Origin of the sequence: Nonomuraea guangzhouensis (assembly GCF_019396345.1) — a bacterium.
Taxonomy (GTDB): Bacteria; Actinomycetota; Actinomycetes; order Streptosporangiales; family Streptosporangiaceae; genus Nonomuraea; species Nonomuraea guangzhouensis.
Genome location: NZ_JAHKRM010000025.1, coordinates 1 through 20816, shown reverse-complemented (window position 1 = coordinate 20816; position 20816 = coordinate 1). Strand labels below are relative to the sequence as shown.

Genomic DNA, 20816 nt, shown 5'->3' with positions numbered 1-20816 from the left:
ACCGACCATACCTTAAATCTCATATCTCATGTACCGTATGGCAACCGCACAGCGGAGCGTAGTTCTTGGTGAACGAGAGGAAAGACCCATGACCCGTCAGCAGCACCCGGCCGAGGTCCTCGGCCGGCACGCCCTGTCCCGGCGCGGCTTCATCCGGACGGCGGCAGGGGCCGGCGTCGCCATGGGCCTGGCGTCCGCGGTGAGCGCCTGCGGCGGCTCGGGCGGCGGCAGCGGCGGCAGCGTCACGCTGCAGTTGTGGGACACCGACACCCGCCCGGAGCGCACGGCCAACCTCAAGAAGCTGATCTCGATGTTCGAGGCCAAGAACCCCGGCATCCGCATCAACTACCTGGGCCTGCCCACCGACCAGTACATGCAGAAGATCAACACCGCGATCGCCACGCGTTCCACACCCGACCTGCTCACCCCGAAGGCGTCCGACCTCGCGGCCCTGGTGGCCCAGAACGCGCTCGCCCCCCTGGACGAACGCCTGAAGAAGGCCGGCCTCGAACAGCACATCTCCGAGCAGATGCTCAAGTCCACCCGGGCCGCCGCCCCCGACGGCAAGCTCTACCTGACGCCCACCACCAGCCTCGCCGACGTGATCTACTATCGCGCCGACTGGTTCCAGGAGGCCGGGCTGAAGCCGCCGGCCACCTGGGCGGACTTCGACGCGGCCGCGAGCCGCCTCACCGACGCCTCCTCCGGCCGTTTCGGCTACACGCTGCGCGGCGGCAACGGTTTCTTCAGCCAGTTCGTGCAGATGGTCTATCCACGCGCGGGCGTGAGCACGTTCTTCCGCGAGGACGGGTCCTCCACGCTGAACGACCCCGCGGTCATTGCCGCCTGCGAGAAGTACGTGGCCCTGTTCGGCAAGCAGACCGCGCGCAGTGACCTGACCGCCGACTTCAAGACCATGGTGGCCCAGTTCGGCAACGGCGGCGCGGCCATGTTGAGCCACAGCATCGGCTCCTACCCCAACCACGTCGCCGCCCTGGGAGCCGAGAAGGTCGGCGCCGTCGCGCCCTTCCCCGGGCCGGACAACCAGGTGCTGACCGGCTGGATGACGACCGGGTTCGCGATGTTCCAGAAGAGCGAGCACCAGGAGGAGGCCTGGAAGTTCCTCGCCTACACGATGGAGCCCGAGGGCAACAGCTTCTGGGCCCAGAAGTCCGGCTACCTCCCGGGCAACAAGACGGTCGCGAAAGAGAAGTGGGTGACCGAGAACGCCGCCATGAAGGCCGCGCTGGACGCCGCCGCGAAGCCCGGCGTCGTGACTTTGGAACAGCCCTACTACCTGCCGGAATTCACCTCCATCACCGTCACCGACCTGCTTCCGGAGTGGCAGAAGGTGCTGCAGGGCAGCCTGACGCCGCGTGACTTCCTCACCGCCGCGGCCACGGCCCTGACCACGGCCAAGCGCAAGTACGACAAGGAGCACGGATGAGCTCCACGACCGCCGAACCGGTGGGCCGCCCGCCCGCGGCGCGCCGCCCGGGCGGGTCCCGGGCCGGGCACGCGTACCTGCTGATCGCGCCGGCCGTCGTGCTGGTGCTGGTCTTCCTGCTCTATCCCGTGCTCAGCGTCTTCTGGGAGAGCCTGCGCCACCACAACCTCACCCGGCCCCTCGACGACGGGTTCGCCGGCCTGGACAACTACCGGGCACTGCTGGCCGACGAGCAGTTCTGGCGGAGCCTGCGCTTCACCGCCCAGTGGGTGGTCGTGGAGGTGGGGCTGCAGTTCATGTTCGGCCTGGCGCTGGCGCTGGTGCTGAACCGCACCTTCGTGGGCCGCGGGCTGGCCCGCGCCCTGGCCTTCAGCCCATGGGCGGTGTCGGGCATCCTCACCACGACGATCTGGATCCTGCTCTACAACCCCACCACCGGGATCGGGCACTACCTGGCGTCCATGGGCATCGGCGAGTACGGGACCTCCCTGCTGTCGGATCCCGGTACGACCTTCTGGGCCCTGGTCCTCGCCGAGCTGTGGAAGGGCATCCCGTTCTTCGCCATCCTCATCCTCGCCGACCTGCAGTCGGTGCCGCTGGACCTGTACGAGGCCGCGAACGTCGACGGCGCCGGGCCGCTGCGCCGGTTCTCGGCGGTGACCTGGCCGCACATCCGCAGGGCCGTGGTCATCGCCACGCTGCTGCGGGCGGTGTGGGAGTTCAACAACGTCGACCTGCTGTACACGATGACCGCCGGCGGCCCGGCGGGTTCGACGACCACGCTGCCGCTCTACGTGGCCCAGACCGCCATCCACGACCAGGACTTCGGCTACGGCTCCGCGCTCACCGTCACGGCGTTCCTGCTGCTGACCTTCGCGTCCATGGTCTACCTGCGCATCAGCTCCGGCGATTCCAAGGAGGGCAAGTGAGCCTCGCCACCCGCGACGACGTCGGGCGGGCCCCGGCGCCTGCGGCACCACCGACCCGGCGGCCCGCTGCCCGCAAGCCACGGCGCTCGGTGGGTGACCGCCTGATGCTGTGGTTGCCGCTGACGTTGTTCCTGCTTTTCACGCTCGTCCCGTTGTACTGGATGGTGCTGTTCGCCTTCCGGCCACCGGGTTCCACGGCCCTCGTGCCGTGGCCCATCACTCTGGAGAACTTCAGCAGGGTCTGGGAGGGCTCGGGCTTCGGCGTCTACTTCCGCAACAGCATCGCCGTCGCGGTCGCCAGCCTCGTCGTGTCGACGGTGATCGGCATGCTCGGCGGGTACGCGCTCGCCCGCCTCACCTTCCGCGGCAAGAACGTCTTCCTGGTCATCATGCTGTGCACGCAGTTCATCCCGGGCGCCATGATGCTCATCCCGCTCTTCCAGATCTTCAACGGGCTCTATCTGACGAACAGCCTGTGGAGCCTGATCATCGCCGACACCGTCTTCCACCTGCCGCTCTCTCTCGTCCTCATGGCGGGCTTCATCAGAAATGTGCCGGTCACCTTGGAGGAGGCGGCTCAGGTAGACGGGTGCGGTCGGATCCGGGCGTTCTGCGCTGTAGTCCTGCCGCTGCTGAAGCCCGGGATCGTCGCCGTCGGGTCCTTCGCGTTCATCAGCGCGTGGAACAACTTCCTGTTCGCCATCATGTTCATCAGCTCGCAGGACCGGTTCACCGTGCCCGTCGGGCTGAGCTACCTGCTGGGCGAGTTCGGCAGCGACTTCGGCGCTCTCGCCGCCGGGGGCCTGATCGCCGTCGCGCCCGTCGTCGTGCTCTTCGCGTACGTCCAGCGCTTTCTCATCCAGGGGTTGAGCGCCGGCGCGGTCAAGGGCTGACGCCGGGCCTCTGCCGAGCCGAACGCGTACCTGCGAGGTTTCGGGCTGCGTTAACGACCTGGACCTCGGGGTGCCTCGCTGGTGAGTATGTGAACCGTATCTTCGCGACCAAGTTCTGGTGACGAGGGGACGGTGTTGCATGACCGCGAGCGCGGCAGTCCTGGTCGGGCCGGTGGCGACCTGGTTCCCGGATCAGGTGGTCCGGATCGAGGAGTTCTCCGAGCTTGCCGAGCTGTCCGAGCAGCGCCGGGAGCACGCGCTGGGACTCGGTATACACCAGGTGCACGATGCCGCCGTACTGTCCGAAGTGGATCTCGCGGAGCATGCGGCGCGTGCGGTGCTCCGGCGATCGGACCTGGTGCCGTCGGATCTGGACGGGCTGATTCTCGTGCAGGGTCGCGCACCCCAGTATCTGATGTCGTCGGAGGCGACTCGGCTGCAGGAGCGGCTCGGCGCCGACCGGGCCTTCACCCTCGGGGTCGGGGAGCTCGGGTGCGTTTCGGTGTCCGCCGCCCTCACCGTCGGAGCGGCCCTGCTGCGCAGCCGGCCGGGGTGGCGGCACGTCCTGCTGGCCATGGGTGCGAAGCCGGCGACCCGGGCACGGTATCGGGCGCCTGTGACCGTGCTCGGCGACGGCGGTGGTGCCGTGCTGCTGAGCACGTCCGGCCCCGGCGACTTCGAACTGCTCGATCACCGCATGCGCACCGACGGGAAGTACGCCGACCTGTTCCGGATCGACTACCGCGACCCGGCACAGCGGAAGTGGGTGGAGCGCTGCGCCGACGAGGCGACGTACTCGTTCCGGCTCGCGGTCGACAGCCGTGAGCGGTTCGCGGCGCTCAACGGCGAGGTGCTCGACCACCACCGGGTGCGGCCGGTCGCGACGCTGATGCAGAACCTCGCCGTCGGCGCGTTCACCTTCTGGGAGCAGGCACTCGACGTGTCGATCCACGACGCCTGCCGGCGCAACCTCTCCCGGTACGGGCACCTGGGATCGATCGACGTGCTCGCGAACCTCGCCGAGGCCGCACCGGACATACCTGGTGACGGCGTCGTGCTGGTGATGAACAGCAGCCCGGTCGCCGCGTGGAGCTCCACTCTGTTGCGGCGGGTGTCCTGAATGGACATACTGCGGCGGCTGGCCGGGCAGGTGCGCCGTACACCCGGCAGAACAGCCCTGATCGCCGGGGGCGAGTCGATGACCTATCGGCGGCTCGCCGACGTCACCGAGGAACTCGCGGGCCGGATGGTCGGCGCGGGACCCGGCAGGACGGTCGCGCTCCACCTGCCGCAGGGCATGGCCGCGCTCGTGGGCATGCTCGCCACGCTGCGTGCCGGCGCGGCGTGGGTGGTGGTCGAGCCCGGTCACCCGGCGGTGCGGCTCAGGGCGGTGCTGGACAGCACGGACTGTGCCGCGATCGTCCATCTTCCCGGCGCCGACGTGCCCGCCCAGGGTCCGACGCTGATCGACTACACCGCGCGGGGCCCGGGCGGCGCAGTCGCCTCGCGAACGGTGGACGGACGGCATCCCGCGTACCTGGTGCTCACCTCGGGCACCACCGGGCGGCCGAAGACGGTGGCGATCAGCAGGTCGAACCTGGACGTCGCGATCGCCGACCACGTGGGTCTGTACGGTCCCGCGCCGGTGTTCCTGCCGGCGATGTCGGTCTCCTTCGACGGGGTGCTCACGGTGCTCTTCGCCACGCTCGTCTCGGGAGGCACGGTCGTGCTGCCGGACGCGCGGGAACTGCGGGATCCGGTCGCCGTAAGCACACTGGCCAACCAGCACCGGATCACGCACCTGTTCGCCGTGCCGTCGTTCTACGACCAGCTGCTGGGCCGCGCGGAACCGCTGCCGGACAGCCTCGCCATGGCCTTTATCGGTGGTGAGGTGGTCACGCCGGCACTCGTCGAGCAGCACAGGACAGCGCTTCCGGGCGCCCGCCTGATGAACGTGTACGGGCCGGCGGAGACGTCGATGGTCTGCACGGCGCACCAGGTGCTCGGCAGTCCGAAAAGGACGGTGCCGATCGGGCGGGCGTTCGCCGGCGTGGTGACGCGGGTGCTCGACGAGCGGCTGCGGCCGGTGCCGCCGGGGCGGATCGGCGAGCTGTACATCGGCGGCGGCTACGTCGGACTCGGCTATGCCGGCGCGCCGGTGAGCACCGCGGAGCGGTTCGTGGCCGACCCGCACGGCCACGGTGCGCGGATGTACCGCACGGGAGACCTCGCCGCCGTCAACCCGGACGGCGAGCTGGAGTTCCATGGCCGTACCGACGATCAGGTCAAGGTGCGCGGCGTACGGGTCGAGCTGGCCGAGATCGAGCACGTCGTGCGCGGCCACGACGCCGTCCGGCAGGCGGCGGTGCTCACGACGGCCGACCACGGCGTGGTCGCGTTCGTCGTCCCCGCCGGCGAGGACGGCCAGGTAGGGGCACGACTCCGGGCGTTCTGCGCCGAGCGCCTGATCGAACAGGCGGTGCCCGCCCTGTTCGTCCCGGTCGACCGGATCCCGTTGACACACAACGGAAAAATCGACAGGTCGGCGTTGCTCACCATGATCCCGGCCACGTCGCCCGGCACCATCCCAGGCACGGAAGCACAGCGGCAGGTGGCTGCCGAGTGGGGCGCGGTCCTGCGGCACCACGATTTCGGGCCGCACGACAATTTCTGGCGGGTGGGCGGCACGTCCATGAAGTTGATGGATCTCTACGAGCGGCTGGACGCGCGGTGGCCGGGAGTCTTCCGGATCGGCGAGCTCTTCGACCTCGACACCATCGAGGCGCAGGCGGACGCGGTCGCGACAAGAACGGGCGGCGTCGGCGTGGCGTTCGCGGTCCGGCTCGAGGTATGACCGTCCGGCGAAAGGGTGGCGATCGTGGGGGATTCCGGCATCGCGGTGATCGGGATGGGCGTTCGCTATCCGCACGCCGCGGACGTCGCGGAGTTCCGGGCCAATCTGCTGGACGGCCGGGACTCGGTCAGGGAGCCACCGGCCGCGCGGCTCGAGGCAGCCGGGCGTCAGGACGCTCGCTACCTGCCGATGGGCTACCTCGATGAGATCGACCTGTTCGACCACGAGTTCTTCGGGGTGTCCAGGCGTGAGGCCGAACTGCTCGACCCGCAGCACCGGCTCGCGCAGGAGCTGACCAAGAACGCGATCGAGGACGCGGGCTACGCCGCTTCCCGGTTCCGGGAACGGCGTACGGCGGTGATCTTCAGTATGCCCGCACCCGACTACGAACGACTGGTACCCGAGCGCACCACCCTCGCCATGACCGGGACCTGGCCGGGTGCCCTGCCCGCCAGGATCGCGCACTGGCTCGGGCTGACCGGTCCGTGCTACGGCATCGACAGCGGGTGCAACGGCTCGCTGGTCGCGGTGCACCACGCCCGGCGGGAACTGCTCGCCGGTGACGTGGAGTACGCGCTGGCAGGCGGCGTCAACCTCCGGTCGGTGCCACCGGAGCGTGACCGGCTGGACGGTTTCCCGGAGATCATGTCCACCACCGGCCGCTGCCGCGCCTTCGACGAGGCGGCGGACGGCGCCGTCGGCGGTGAGGGCGGCGCGGTTCTCCTGCTGACCACCGTGGACCGGGCTGTGGCGGACGGTGCGCACATCCACGCCGTCATCAGGGGAAGCGCGGTGCTGCACAACGGGCACCACGCGGCGACGATCAGCACCCCGAGCGTGCGGGCCCAGGCCGAGGTGATCGAACTGGCCTGGCGTGGCGCCGGCCTCGACTTCTCAACCGCCGGGTACGTGGAGGCGCACGGCTCGGGCACCCGGCTGGGCGACGCGGCGGAGGTGGAGGGGCTCGCGCTGGCACGCGACGGCGATCGCCGCCCGCTGCCCATCGGCTCGGTGAAGACGAATGTCGGCCACCTGGACAACGCGGCCGGGGTGACCGGGCTGGTGAAGGCGATTCTCGCCGTCCAACACGGCGAGCTCTACCCGAGCCTGCACTTCCGGCGGCCCGCGCGCGGAGTGGATCTCGACGCCGCGGGGCTGCGGGTGGTCACCTCGTCCCGGCCCTGGCCCGCCCGGAAGGACGGCTCGCCGCGCCGCGCCGGCGTGAGCTCGTTCAGCCTCGGCGGTCTCAACGCGCACTGTGTCATCGAGCAGGCCCCGGCCCGGGAACCGGCGCCTGCAACGCGTATCGGGCCGGTGCTGGTCGGTGTGTCCGCCCGTTCCGCCGCGGCGCTCGGCGGACTCTGCCGGCGCATCGCCGGACGGTTGCGCGCGGGCGCCGCGCCGCTCGCCGACGTCGCGTTCACTCTCAACGAGGGTCGCGACCACCACCGGCACCGCATCTCCGTGCTGGCGCACTCGACCGCCGACCTGGCCGCGGCACTGGAGGAGCACGTGCCGCGCGGTGTCGAGGCGCGGTCGCCACGGGTGGTCGTGGCGATGCCGGGTGACGCCGCGATCTCCGCCGGCCAGGTGCCGGCTCTGCCCGCCGAGCTGGCTCTGCCCGCCGAGCTGGCGTCGGCCGGCGCCACGGTCGCCTGGCAACTCGCGGTGTACCGGCGGCTCACCGCCGCTGTCGCGGTGGCCGGTCTCCTGGCTTCCGGCCGATCCCGCCACCTCGCCCGCTGGGTCCAGGGTGAGCTGTCCGACGAGGAGATCGCGGCCGGGCCCGAGGACCGGCCCGCGGACCCGGTCAGGCTCGCCGGCGCGGTCGACCGCCTGCTGGCGGACGGACCGGTCGTCGTGGTGGAACTCGGCGCGGCCGGCGACATCGGTGCCGCGTTGCCGGACCGGGGTGCCGACCTGCGCCGCGAGGTTGTCCGGTCGCCGGACGACCTCCTCCCGCTGATCGGCCGGCTGTACGAGCTCGGGGTGGACGTCGACTGGTCCGTGCTGCGCGCGGGCACCCGGCCACGTTCCGAGCGGATGTCGTTGCCCGGTCATCCCCTGGCAGGCGTCCGGTGCTGGGTGACGCGTGAGCGGACACCCGCGGCACCCGACGGGGACATGTCGATCAGCATGCGGGTGCGTTCGGTTCTCGGCGAGTTGCTGCGCGCCGATGAGGTGCCCGCCGACGCGGACTTCTTCGAGCTGGGCGGCAACTCGGTCATCGGGCTGCAGCTGATCAACGCGTTGTCCCGCCGGTGCGGGGTCGAGCTGAAGCTGATCGACATCTACGAGTGGCGCACCGTGCCGGAGCTCGTGGCACACATCGAACGCCTGCGTGGCGAGGCGTCGCGACCTGCCGACCGGCTACCGCCTGTCACTCCCGGCGACGAGTTGGTGCTGTCGTTCGCCCAGGAGCGGATGTGGTTCCACCACCAGCTGGAACCGGCCACCACGTTGTACAACCTGTCGTCGCGGATGCGGGTACGCGGCCCGTTCGACCCGGAATCCTGGCGCGGTGCGCTGGCCGATCTCGCGGACCGGCACGAGACGGTGCGGTCGAACTTCGTCGATGACGGCGGCGAGCCCCGGCTGGTGATCCGGCCCGACGCCGGCGACTTCTATCGGTTCGCCGATCTGTCCGAAGAGGACGACCCAGCGGTGGCGGAGCGGATGGTCGCCGCGCACGTCGCCCGGCCGTTCGACCTGGCCGCCGACCCGTTGTACCGGGTGCTCGTCATCCGCTTCGGCGCCGAGGACCACCTCGTCGTCAACACCATGCACCACGCGGTCAACGACGGACACGCGCCCACGATCATCCGGAACGAGCTCACCGAGCTGTACGCCGCGCGGGTGGCGGGCCGGCCGCACCGGTTGCCGCCGCTGCCCATCCAGTACCACGACTACGCCAGGTGGCAGCGCGAACTGGTCGCCGGCGCCAAGCTGCGCGACCAGGAGGCGTTCTGGCAGCGGACACTGCGGGACGCACCGCCACTCGACCTCCCGACCGACCTGCCGCGGCCGGCCAGGCTGAACTACCTGGGCGACCGCCACGAGTTCGTGATCCCGGCCGACGTGGCGCGCCGGTTGCGGGCGTTGGGCCACACGGAATCGGCCACCCCGTTCGTCGTCCTGCTCGCCGCGCTCAACGTCCTGCTGTCCCGCATGTCGGGCCGGCAGGACATCGTGGTGGCCACGCCGACGTCCGGGCGTGGCCGCCCCGAGCTGTGGCGGCTGCTCGGCCTGTTCAACAACACCGTCCTGTTCCGGACCGACCTGTCCGGGCGGCCGAGCTTCCGGGAGCTCGTGCACAGAGTGCGCCAGGTCGTGCTGGACGGCATGGCCAACGAGGACCTGCCGTTCGACGCGGTGGTGCAGGCGGTGGCGCCGCCACGGGATCCGAGCCGGAACACCCTGTTCGACGTCATGTACACCCACCAGGTCCTGCCGCCGCTCGACGAACTGGAGCACGGGCCGCCCAGCATCTCCCTCGAGTACGGCGGCGAGCTGGGCTATCCCGGCCTGCCGGAAGGGACCGCGCTCTGCGACCTGGCCGTCGCCATGCTGGAGCGTCCCGGTGACGAGGAGATCGAGGCCGTCATCGAGTACAGCACCCAGTTGTTCTACCGGCCCACGATCGCCGCCGCGGCGGGCGCGTTCGTCGAGCTGCTGCGGGAACTGCTGGCCGATCCCGATCGCCGCGTCGAGCCGGACGTCCGGCGGATCACCGAGGTGTTCGAGAAACAGGTCGCCCGCACGCCACGGGAACCGGCGCTGGTGTGCGACGGGCGCGCGGTGGACTACGCGGACCTGAACGAGCGGGCTAACCGGTTGGCGCACCTGCTGATCCGGCAGGGGATCGGACCGGAGGACCGGGTCGCGCTCGCGCTGCCCCGCTCGCCGGACTTCGTCGCCGCGTTGCTCGCCACGCTCAAGGCAGGCGCCGTCCACGTGCCCGTTGACCCACAGGATCCAGCCGCCCGCATCGCCGCCATCCTGTCCGACGCCGCTCCGAAGCTGGTGATCACGACCGGGGACGCACCCGGCGACGGCACACCGAGGCTGGTCCTCGACGCCCCCGGCACCATGGCCGCGCTCGAACGGAGCCCGGCCACCGACCCCGTCTCGCCACTCTCGCCAGCGAATGCGGCCTACGTCATGTACACGTCCGGGTCGACCGGAACACCCAAGGGAGTGGTCGTGCCGCACCAGGCGCTGGCCAACCTGTTCCGGTTCCGCCGGAAGTCGCTGTTCCCGACCGGCGAACGGCGGAAGGCGGCGACCACCGCCTCGCTGTCCTTCGACGGCTCGTGGGACGGCCTCCTGTGGATGATCGCGGGCCACGAGACACACCTGGTCCCCGATCAGGTACGACGCGACGTCCACGCACTCGCCGAGTATGTGTCCGCCAACGACATCGACTACCTGGACACCACCCCGTCGCACTGTGCCGAGCTGCTGGCGGCCGGGTTGCCGGCCGAGGGCCGGCCGCGGCTGCTGGTGCTGGCCGGCGAGGACGTGCCGGAGTCACTGTGGCACACGTTGCGCGCGGCCACCGGTACCGAGAGCTACAACTTCTACGGTCCCACCGAGTGCACGGTGGACAGCCTGTTCAAGCGGGTGCGGGACGGGTCGGTGCCCAGCATCGGCCGGCCGATCGACGGCGTGCGGGCCCATGTGCTCGGCCCGGACCTGCTGCCGGCCGACGAGGGCGAGCTGTACGTCGCGGGGGAGGCGGTGGCGCGAGGCTACCTGAACCGGCCGGGGCTGACCGCGGCGACCTTCGTCGCCGACCCGTTCGGCCCACCGGGTGCGCGTATGTACCGGACAGGCGACCTGGTCCGGCGAACACCGGACGGGGACCTGGTCTTCCTCGGCCGTGCCGATGACCAGGTGCAGCTACGGGGTTTCCGGATCGAGCCCGGCGAGATCGTGGCGGCGCTGGAGCGGCACGAGTCGGTCGAACGGGCCACCGTGGTGCTGGACGAGGAGAACGGGCCGCGGCTGGTCGCCCACGTCGCCGGTGACGCGACCCCCGGCGAACTGCGGCGGCACCTGTCGGAGCTCCTGCCGCGGCACATGATCCCCACCGTGATCACGTCCACCGAACGGCTGTCGGCGCCGGACGCGGTGGTACCCGGTGACGGCTCACCGGTCGACGTCCTGTGCGGACTCTTCGCCGAGGCGCTCGGCCTGCCATCGGTGCCGGCGGACGGCGACTTCTTCGAGCTCGGCGGTCATTCCCTGCTCGCCACCCGGTTGGTCGGCCGGATCCGGCGCCGCCTCGACGACGGCGTCACGGTCGCCGGCGTGTTCGCGGCGCCGACACCGGAAAAGCTCGCCGCCGCCCTCGCCGGCCGGGCCGGCGGCAGCGCGTTCCCCGTGCTGCTGCCCTTGCGGGCGCGGGGCGACCGGCCGCCGCTGTTCTGCGTGCACCCGGGCGGCGGGATCGGCTGGGTCTACTCAGGACTGGTACGTCATGTGGCCGACGGCCATCCGGTCTACGCGTTGCAGTCCCGCGGGCTCGACCCTGGGCAGCCGATGCCGCGCACGGTGACCGAGATGGCGGCCGACTATCGCGGGCACATCCGCATGGTCCAGCCCCACGGCCCTTATCACCTGCTCGGCTGGTCCTTCGGCGGTGTGGTGGCACACGAGATCGCCACGCAGCTCCGGCGGGACGGTGCGGAGGTCGGCCTGCTGGCCATGCTCGACAGCTACCTCGCCGGCGCGGACCACCGGGAGCCGCCGCTCGACGAACGGGACCTGCGAGCCGCGCTGGCGGAGCACGCCTTCGCGCTCGACGATCACGAGGTCGCCATGATCGGGCGGATCATGACGCACAACGGCGAACTCGCCGCCGGCTTCGCCCCGTCCCGGTTCGACGGCGACGTGCTGTTCTTCCACGCGACAGAAGGCAAGGACGCGGGCTTCCCGACCCCGGACGGCTGGGCGCCGTACGTGGCCGCGATGACGGTGCACGACATCCCGTGCGGACACCAGGAGATGACCGGCTCCCAGGCGCTCGACCGCATCGGACCGGTCGTCGCCGCGCGGCTGGCACGGGCAGGCGTGGTGAGACCATGACCGGGCTACCGCTTACCGCAGCCCAGCAAGGAGTGTGGCTCGCGCAGCAGCTCCACCCGGACACCACGCGCTATCACATCGGCGAGTACGTCGAGATCCATGGCCCGGTCGACCTGGGCACGTTCGAGCACGCCCTGCGGCGCACCGTCGACGAGATGGAGTGTCTGCGGGTGCGCTTCGCGTTCGACGGCACGCGAGCCTGGCAGCACGTCGTGCCCGCGATGTCGTGGCCGTTCCCGCTGATCGATGTGAGCCTGGATCCCGACCCTGCGGCGGCCGCCGAGGACTGGATGCGTGCGGATCTCTTCCGGCCCTTCGATCTCGCGTCCGGACCGCTGTTCGGCCACGCGTTGCTGCGGCTGGCGAACGACCGCTATCGCTGGTACTACCGGGCGCATCACCTCGTCGCGGACGGGTTCAGCTTCGCGTTCCTGGTTCGCCGGGTGGCGGCGGTCTACACCGCCACAGTGGCCGGCGGGCCCGTGCCGGACGGCGCCGTCGGGTCGCTTGCCTCCTTGATCGAGGAGGAGCGGGCGTACCGGGCCGCACCCGAGTTCGAGCAGGACCGCGCGTACTGGTCCGCGAGGATGGTCGACCGGCCACACCCGGCAGGGCTCTCCCCGCACCTGGCCGAGCCGTCCGGCGAGTTCATCAGGGCCGGCGGTCTGCTGCCACCCGATCGGCTCGCGGCACTGCGGGCCACGGGGACGCTGCTCGGCCTGGCCGGCGTCGCCGTCGCGGCGTCGGCGCTGTACGTGAGCGGGCTGACCGGCGCCACCGACCTCGTACTCGGTCTGGTCGTCTCCGGCCGTGGCGACCCGGTCGCCCGCCGGGTGCCCGGCATGATGTCCACGACGCTGCCGTTGCGTCTGTCGGTCCGCCCCGCCGGCACGTGGGGCGAGCTGGTCCACCAGGTGACCGCGGAGATCGTGGACGTGTCGCGGCACCAGCGCTTCCGCTACGAGGACATCCGCGCGGAGCTCGGGCTCGCGGGTGGACGCGAGCCGCTGTTCGGCCCGCTGGTGAACGTCATGTCCTTCGACTACGGCCCACGTTTCGCCGGTCACGCCGGGATCGTGCGCAACCTGTCACACGGGCCGGTCGACCACCTGTCGATGGTCTGCTACGACCGGCCGGACCACGACACGCTGTCGGTCAACCTCGACGCCGACACGGCCGACTTCGGCCGGGACGAACTGGCCGCGCACCGGGACCGCTTCCTGCGGCTGCTCGGCGAACTCGCCGTGACCGATCCCGCGCTTCCCGTCGGCAGGGTGGATCCGCTGGGGGAGCGGGCACTGCCGCCACCTGCCGCCGAGGTGCCCGCGCCGGTGGCCACGCTGCCTGAGCTGTTCACCGAGCAGGTTCGGCGGACCCCGGGCGCGACCGCGGTGACCTTCGAGGGCCGCTCGCTGAGTTACCGCGAGCTCAACGCGCGGGCCAACCGGCTCGCCCACCGGCTCATCGACGGGGGAGTCGGTCCGGAGAAACTCGTCGCGGTCTCCATGCCTCGGTCGGCGGAGTTGATCGTCGCGCTGCTCGCGGTGCTCAAGGCCGGCGGAGCCTACGTGCCGGTCGACCCCGACTACCCGGCCGAGCGGGTCGAGTTCCTGCTCGCCGACACGGCGCCGGTATTGGTGCTCACCTCGGACCACGTCGCAGACAGTACAGACGCGGACAGTACGGATCCGGTGTGCCGGGCGGGACCGGACAACACGGCGTACGTGATCCACACGTCCGGCTCCACCGGCACGCCCAAGGGCGTCATGGTGTCCCACCGCAACGTGGTCCGGCTGTTCGACACGACCCGGCGATGGCTCGACGCCGGCCCGCGGGACGTGTGGGCGATGTGCCACTCCTACGCGTTCGACTTCTCGGTGTGGGAGATGTGGGGCGCGCTGCTGCACGGCGGCCGGCTCGTGGTCGTGCCCCACGCGGTGACGAGGTCACCCGCCGACCTCTCGCGCCTGCTCCAACGGGAACGCGTCACGGTGCTCAACCAGACGCCCACCGCGTTCGCGCAACTGTCCCGCGTCGAGGACACCGACCTGCGGCTGGTGATCTGCGGCGGTGAGCGGCTCGACGACAGCCACCTCGCCGGCTTTTTCCAGATGAATCAGGAAAACCGGCCGGCGCTGGTCAACATGTACGGCATCACCGAGACGACCGTGCACGTCACCCACGCCGATCTCGGACCGGAGACCGGCAGCCACATCGGCGAGCCCATCGACGACATGCGGGTGCTCGTGCTCGACCCGGCGCTGCGGCCGCTGCCGGCCGGTATCGCCGGCGAACTGTACGTCGGGGGCGCCGGCCTGGCCAGGGGCTACCTGGGGAGCCCCGGTCTCACCGCGCAGCGCTTCGTCGCCGATCCGTACGGCCCGCCGGGCTCGCGGCTGTACCGCACGGGCGACCTCGCACGCCAGGATGCCGACGGCACGCTCCACTTCGCCGGCCGGGCCGACGACCAGGTGAAGATCCGCGGGTTCCGGATCGAGCCCGCGGAGATCGCCGCCGCGCTGACCGGCCATCCCGAGATCGCGCAGGGCGTCGTGGTGGCGCGGCCGGACCGGCGCGGCCGGCGCCGCCTCGTCGGGTACTTCGTGCCGGTCCCTGACACCCGACCGGAGCAGGCTGCCGGATCCAGCGGCCCGAGTGCCGGCCCCGCAGCGGGTCCCGAGCCCGGCATGCTCCGCGACTACCTGGCCGCGCGGTTGCCCGAGCACATGGTGCCGGCCGCGCTGGTCCCGCTCGACCGACTGCCGTTGACCGGCAACGGAAAGCTCGACCGGAGCGGGCTGCCGGATCCGGCGGCCCGAGTGCCGGCCCCGCGGCGGGTGCCCGCCGACGCCACCGAGCGGGTGCTGTGCGGCCTGGTCGCCGAGCTGCTCGACCTCCCCGAGGTCGGGGTCGACGACGACTTCTTCGCTTCCGGCGGCGACAGCATCACGGCGATCCAGCTGGGCAGCCGCGCCCGTGCCGCGGGGCTGGCTCTCCCCCCGGGCGAGGTGTTCCGGTGCCGGACGGTGGCCGGCATGGCCGCGGTGGCGACGCGCGTCCCCGACGCCGAGGCGGCGCCGGACTGGCCAGAGGACCGGCCGCTGCCCCTGTCACCGCTGCAGGAGGGCCTGCTGTTCCAGGCGCTCCACGACGGCCGCTCGGCCGACGCGTACCTCACGCAGTTGCTCCTCGACCTCGACGGCCCGCTCGACCAGGAAGCCTGGCGGCGGTGCGTGACGGCCGCGGTGCGCCGCCATCCCAACCTCCGCGCGGGTTTCCACCTCACCCCGGACGGTCCGCGACAGGTGGAATCGGGCGAGGCCGACCTGCCGTGGCGGGCGGCCGCGATGACCGAGGCCGAGCTGGAACAGGCCCTGGTCGAGGACCGCGCGCTCGGGTTCGACCTCGGATCGCCGCCGCTCATGCGTGCCATGCTGATCCGCCTCGGCCCGGAGCGGCACCGCTTCGTGCTCACCGTGCACCACATCCTGCTGGACGCGTGGTCGATGGGTGTGTTGCTCGACGAGATGCGCGAGCTGTACGCGTCCCGGCCGCTGCCGGAGGTCACGCCGTACCGGACGTACCTCGGCTGGCTGCACCGGCAGGAACGGAGACCGGCCGAGGCCGCGTGGCGGGCGGCGTTGGCCGGACTGGCCGGACCGACCCGGCTCGCACCGCGCGGTGCGACCGCCTCATCGCACGCCCGGTCGGTGTACTCGCTGCCCGAGGACCTCACCACCGCGCTCACCGAGCTGGCCCGGCACCACGGGTCGACCCTCAACACCGTCCTTCAGTGCGCCGTCGCGATCCTGCTCGCCAGGCTCACCGGGCGGGAGGAGGCGGTGTTCGGCGCCGTGGTCTCCGGGCGCCCGGCCGAGCTGCCCGGCGTCGAACGGATGGTGGGCCTGTTCATCAACACCGTGCCGGTCCGTGTCCGGCTCCGGTCCGATGAGACCGTGGGCGACCTGCTGGTCCGGACGCAGGAGGAACAGGCGAGGCTGCTGCCGCACCACCATCTCGGCCTCGCCGAGATTCAGCGGCTGGCCGGCGTCGGTGAGCTGTTCGACGTGCTGACTGCTTTTGAGAACCAGCCGGGCGGCTTGTTCGAGGAGCGCGGCGCCGGGATCTCCCGCGTCGGTTTCCACGACGCCACGCACTATCCGCTGTCCATGATGGCCGTTCCCGGCCGGTGCCTGCTGCTGCGCTGGAACTACCACAGCGACGTGTTCACGGCGGACGCCGTCGGCCTGCTGACGGCCCGGCTGCACCGGTTGCTCGCGACCATGGCCACCGGCGCCGACCTCCCGGTGCGCCGGCTCGACGTGCTCATGCCGGACGAACGGCGACGGATCCTCCGGGAGTGGGCGGGCACCGACCGGCCGGCCTCCGGCGGCACGGTGACCGACGCGTTCGAGCGGCAGGTCGGCCGCACACCCGACGCCGTGGCACTGGCGTACGAGCACACCCACCTGTCCTATGCGGACCTCAACGAGCGGGCGAACCAGGTGGCCCGCGCACTGGTCGGCAAGGGCGTCGGCCCCGAACACCTGGTGGCGCTGGCGATGCCACGGTCGCCGGACCTGGTCGTCGCGGTACTCGGGGTGCTCAAGGCCGGTGGCGCGTACCTGGCGGTTGACCCCCGCTATCCGGCCGCCCGGGTCGACCTCATGCTCGACGACGCGCGCCCGCGCCTGCTGCTCACCCGGCTGGACGAGCTGGGCCCGCTCGACCACTACCCCGGCAAGAACCTCACACAGGCCGAACGCGTCGAACCGCTCAGCGCGCGGCACGCCGCCTACGTCATCTACACCTCCGGTTCCACGGGCCGCCCGAAAGGAGTGGTCGTCCCCCATGCCGGCGTCTTCGGTCTGACCGCATTGGACGGAGCGGGACCCGGGCGCCGGTGGCTGCAGTTCGGGTCGTGGAGCTTCGACGCCTCGGTCCTCGAGCTGACCGTCGCGCTGCTGACGGGCGCCACCCTCGTGCTGGCTCCCGAGGACCGGCTGGTCCCCGGTCCGCCGCTGGCCCGGCTGCTGGACGAAGCCGGTGTCACCCACGCGTTGCTGCCGCCGACCGCGCTCGCCGTGATGTCGCCGGACGAGGTGCCGCCGGGCGTCACGCTCACCGTCGGCGGTGAACCCTGCCCGCCGGAGCTGCCGGCTCGCTGGGCCGGACACCGGATGTGGAACGCTTACGGCCCGACGGAGACCACCGTCTGCGCGACCGTGAGCGGTCCGCTGGCGCCGGGCGCCGAACCGCCGGTCGGCCGGCCGCTGCCGGGCGCCAGGGTGTACGTGCTCGACGGCGGCTTACGGCCGGTGCCGTCGGGAACGCCGGGCGAGGTGTACATCGCCGGTCACGGCGTGGCACGTGGTTACCTCGACCAGCCGGGGCTGACCGGGGAGCGGTTCGTCGCCGACCCGTTCGGTCCGCCCGGCACCCGTATGTACCGCACCGGCGATCTGGGCCGGTGGGACGGCGACGGGCAACTGCGATTCCTCGGCCGCGTCGACGACCAGATACAGATCCGTGGGTTCCGCGTCGAGCCGGGCGAGGTCGCGGCCACGCTGAGCCGGCACCCCGAGGTGACGCAGGCCGTCGCGGTGGTGCGGACGAACCAGCGAGACGAGCCGGAACTGGTGGCGTACCTGGTGCCGGACACCGTCGACGTCGCACGCGTCACGGCCTGGGCGGCCGAGCACCTGCCAGCCCACCTCATGCCGGCGACGATCGTACCGCTGACGGAGCTCCCGTTGCGCCCCAACGGCAAGGTCGACCGGACGAAGCTCCCCGACCCGCGCCCGACCGGCTCCGGCGCCACCGCGCGGACACCGCACGAGGAACTGCTGCGCGAGCTGTTCGCCGAGGTCCTCGACTGTCCGGACGTCGGCGTCGACGACGACTTCTTCGCGATGGGCGGACACTCACTGCTGGCCATCCGGCTGGCCGCGCGGATCCGCGTGGTGTTCGGCGTCGACGTCGAGCAGCGGACCATCTTCGCGACCCGCACGGTGACGGCACTGGCCCGGCGGCTCCCGGGCGCACCGCCCGCCGCCCCGTCGCCACGCCGTGACACGCGGCCCGGCCGGGTGCCGCTGTCGCTCGCCCAACGCGGGCTCTGGGTCACCGACCGGCTGGCCGAGTCGAGCGTCTCGTACCACATCCCCCTGGCACTGCGGCTCTCCGGCGAGCTGGACCGGGACGCGTTGCGTGCGGCGATCGACGACGTCATCGGCCGGCACGAAAGTCTACGGACGATGATCGGCGAGTACGACGGGGCGCCGTATCAGTCCATTACCGACGTATCGGGCGTGCTGGTCGTGCGGCAGGCTGAGGAAGGCGTCCTGGACCGGTTGCTCACCGAGGAAGCCAGGCGCGAGTTCGGCCTCGGCGCCGACCTGCCGCTGCGGGCGAAGCTGTTCGAACTCGGCCCGCGCGAGCACGTGTTGTCGCTGGTGATGCACCACATCGCGGGAGACGAGTGGTCCATGGGCTGCCTGACCCGCGACCTGTCGGCGGCCTACGCGGCGCGGAAGGCGGGCGGCCGGCCGCGATGGGCCCCGCTGCCGGTGCAGTACGCGGACTACAGCCTGTGGCAACGAGAGGTGCTCGGCAGCGAGGACGACCCGGACAGTGTGCTCGGCCGCCAGGCGCGGTACTGGCGGGAGACGCTCGCGGGACTGCCCGACGAACCACCCCTGCCCGCGGACCGGCGGCGGCCGCCGGCGGCGAGCCATCGCGGCGACGTGGTGCGGTTCCCGCTGGGCCAGGAGCTGACCGACGGCCTGGCGCGGTTGGCACGGGACACCGGGACGACGCGGTTCATGGTCCTCCACGCCGGGCTGGTCGCACTGCTCACCCGCATGGGCGCCGGCACCGACGTGCCGATCGGCACCGCGGTGGCCCGGCGCACCGACGACGCGCTGCGCGACCTGGTCGGCTACTTCGTCAACATGCTGGTGCTTCGCGTCGACACCGCGGGTGACCCGACGTTCCAGGACCTGCTGGCTCGCGTCCGCCAGGTCGATCTCGCCGCGTTCAGCCATCCGGACCTGCCCTTCGAGCGCGTGGTCGAGCTGCTCAACCCGCCGCGCTCGCTGGCCCGGCACCCCTTGTTCCAGGTGACGCTGGGAGTGGAGAACGTCCAGGCGACGACGCCTGACCTGCCCGGCGTCGCGGTGGCGGCCGTGCCGATGGCCGGCGACACCGCCAAGTTCGACCTCTCCGTGGTGGTGTCGGGCACGGAAGGCGCGATCGAGTACGCCGTCGACCTGTTCGACCGGGGCACCGTCGAAGAGCTGGCCGCCCGGTTCGTCCAGCTGCTGCGCGACGTGGTCGCCGACCCCGGCCGCCCACTGCGCGACATCGACGTGCTGACCCGGTCGGACCGGGCGTGGCTACGCGACCCGCACCGGGCGGCCGAGGAGCCGGTCCGGCCGTGTGTGCACGAACTGGTCGAGGCACGCGCGACCGCCACCCCGCACGCCACCGCGGTCGTGTCCGACGACGCCGAACTGTCCTACGGGGACCTCGACACGCGGGCCGACCAGCTGGCCCACCACCTGGTCCGGGCCTACGGCGTGACGCCGGGCACCCGGATCGCGGTGCTCATGCGGCGATCCGCCGAGCTGGTGGTGTCCCTGCTCGCCATCCTCAAGGCAGGCGGCACCTACGTGCCCATCGACGAGCGCAACCCGCCTGCCCGCCGGGCGTACATGGTGGCCGAGACGGGATGCGCACTCGTGCTGACCGATCGCGCCGCCGACGCGGCCGGGTTGGCCGCACCTGTCCTCGCCGTCGACGAGGACAGGTCCTGGCTCGCCGGACCCGCCGATCCGCCGGACGTGCGCGTCGAGGCGGAACAGCCCGCCTACGTCATGTACACCTCCGGATCGACCGGAGTCCCGAAGGGCATCGGGGTCAGCCACCGGAGCATCGTGGCGCTGATCGAGGATCCCCGCTGGCTCGGCGGCGAGCCCGGCACCGTGCTGTGCCACAGCTCGGTGTCCTTCGACGCGTCCACCCTCGAACTGTGGCTCCCGCTGGCCTCGGGCGGGACCATCGTCGTCGCCCCCGCGGGAGAACTCGAACTGCCGACGCTCGAGCGGCTGATCACCGAACACCGGATCAGCCACCTGTGGTTGACGGCCGCCGTGTTCGGCATGGTGGTCGAGGAGAACCCGCGCTGCCTCACCGCCGTGCGCGTGGTGTGGACCGGAGGCGAGGTGGTGCCGGGCTCGGTGGTGCGGCGAGCGTTGGCGCACTGCCCGCGCCTGACGGTCGGGCACGTCTACGGCCCGACGGAGACGACGACCGCGGCCACCCATCACCAGCTCACCGCCGGTGAAGCCGTGCCGGACGTGCTGCCGCTGGGGGAGACGACGGCCGGCACCCGGTTGTCCCTTCTCGACGACGCGCTGCGCCCGGTACCGGCCAACGTCACCTGCGAGCTGTACATCGGCGGCACCGGCCTGGCCACCGGGTACTGGGGACGGCCGGAGCTGACGGCCGAACGATTCGTGGCCGACCCGTTCGGACCGCCCGGCTCGCGCATGTTCCGCAGCGGGGACCTGGCGCGCCGGCGCGCCGACGGCTCGCTGGAG

7 protein-coding genes are annotated in these 20816 nt (G+C 71.7%); all 7 read left to right on the top strand.

The features are described from left to right. The first annotated feature begins 88 nt into the window (after positions 1–88). Entirely contained in the window at positions 89–1447 is a 1359-nt protein-coding gene (locus KME78_RS42055; protein WP_219535115.1) for an ABC transporter substrate-binding protein, read from the top strand. Next, on the top strand, positions 1444–2376 hold the full coding sequence (locus KME78_RS42050) for a carbohydrate ABC transporter permease (protein WP_219535114.1): 933 nt from the start codon (positions 1444–1446) through the stop codon (positions 2374–2376). The genes KME78_RS42055 and KME78_RS42050 overlap by 4 nt, the downstream gene beginning before the upstream one ends. Continuing rightward, the gene (locus KME78_RS67515) at positions 2373–3269 is read left to right on the top strand and encodes a carbohydrate ABC transporter permease (RefSeq protein WP_308127335.1); all 897 of its coding nucleotides are present in this window, start codon (positions 2373–2375) and stop codon (positions 3267–3269) included. The genes KME78_RS42050 and KME78_RS67515 overlap by 4 nt, the downstream gene beginning before the upstream one ends. A 139-nt stretch (positions 3270–3408) precedes the next feature. Further along, positions 3409–4389, top strand: coding sequence for a hypothetical protein (locus KME78_RS42040; RefSeq protein ID WP_219535113.1), 981 nt, complete (start codon positions 3409–3411; stop codon positions 4387–4389). Beyond that, positions 4390–6123 (top strand): non-ribosomal peptide synthetase, encoded by a 1734-nt coding sequence (locus KME78_RS42035; protein ID WP_219535112.1) that lies wholly within the window; start codon positions 4390–4392, stop codon positions 6121–6123. Positions 6124–6147: 24 nt separating this feature from the next. Then, complete coding sequence (locus KME78_RS42030; protein ID WP_219535111.1) at positions 6148–12213, top strand: non-ribosomal peptide synthetase; 6066 nt, start codon at positions 6148–6150, stop codon at positions 12211–12213. Continuing rightward, positions 12210–20816: non-ribosomal peptide synthetase (locus tag KME78_RS42025; RefSeq protein ID WP_219535110.1), on the top strand; the 8607-nt coding region annotated here is incomplete at its 3' end. The genes KME78_RS42030 and KME78_RS42025, both read left to right, overlap by 4 nt.

What these genes read in the sequence shown, in the direction of transcription:
- KME78_RS42055 (WP_219535115.1), top strand. Translation starts at nt 89, where the DNA reads ATGACCCGTCAGCAGCACCCGGCCGAGGTCCTCGGCCGGCACGCCCTG.
- KME78_RS42040 (WP_219535113.1), top strand. Translation starts at nt 3,409, where the DNA reads ATGACCGCGAGCGCGGCAGTCCTGGTCGGGCCGGTGGCGACCTGGTTC.
- KME78_RS42050 (WP_219535114.1), top strand. Translation starts at nt 1,444, where the DNA reads ATGAGCTCCACGACCGCCGAACCGGTGGGCCGCCCGCCCGCGGCGCGC.
- KME78_RS42035 (WP_219535112.1), top strand. Translation starts at nt 4,390, where the DNA reads ATGGACATACTGCGGCGGCTGGCCGGGCAGGTGCGCCGTACACCCGGC.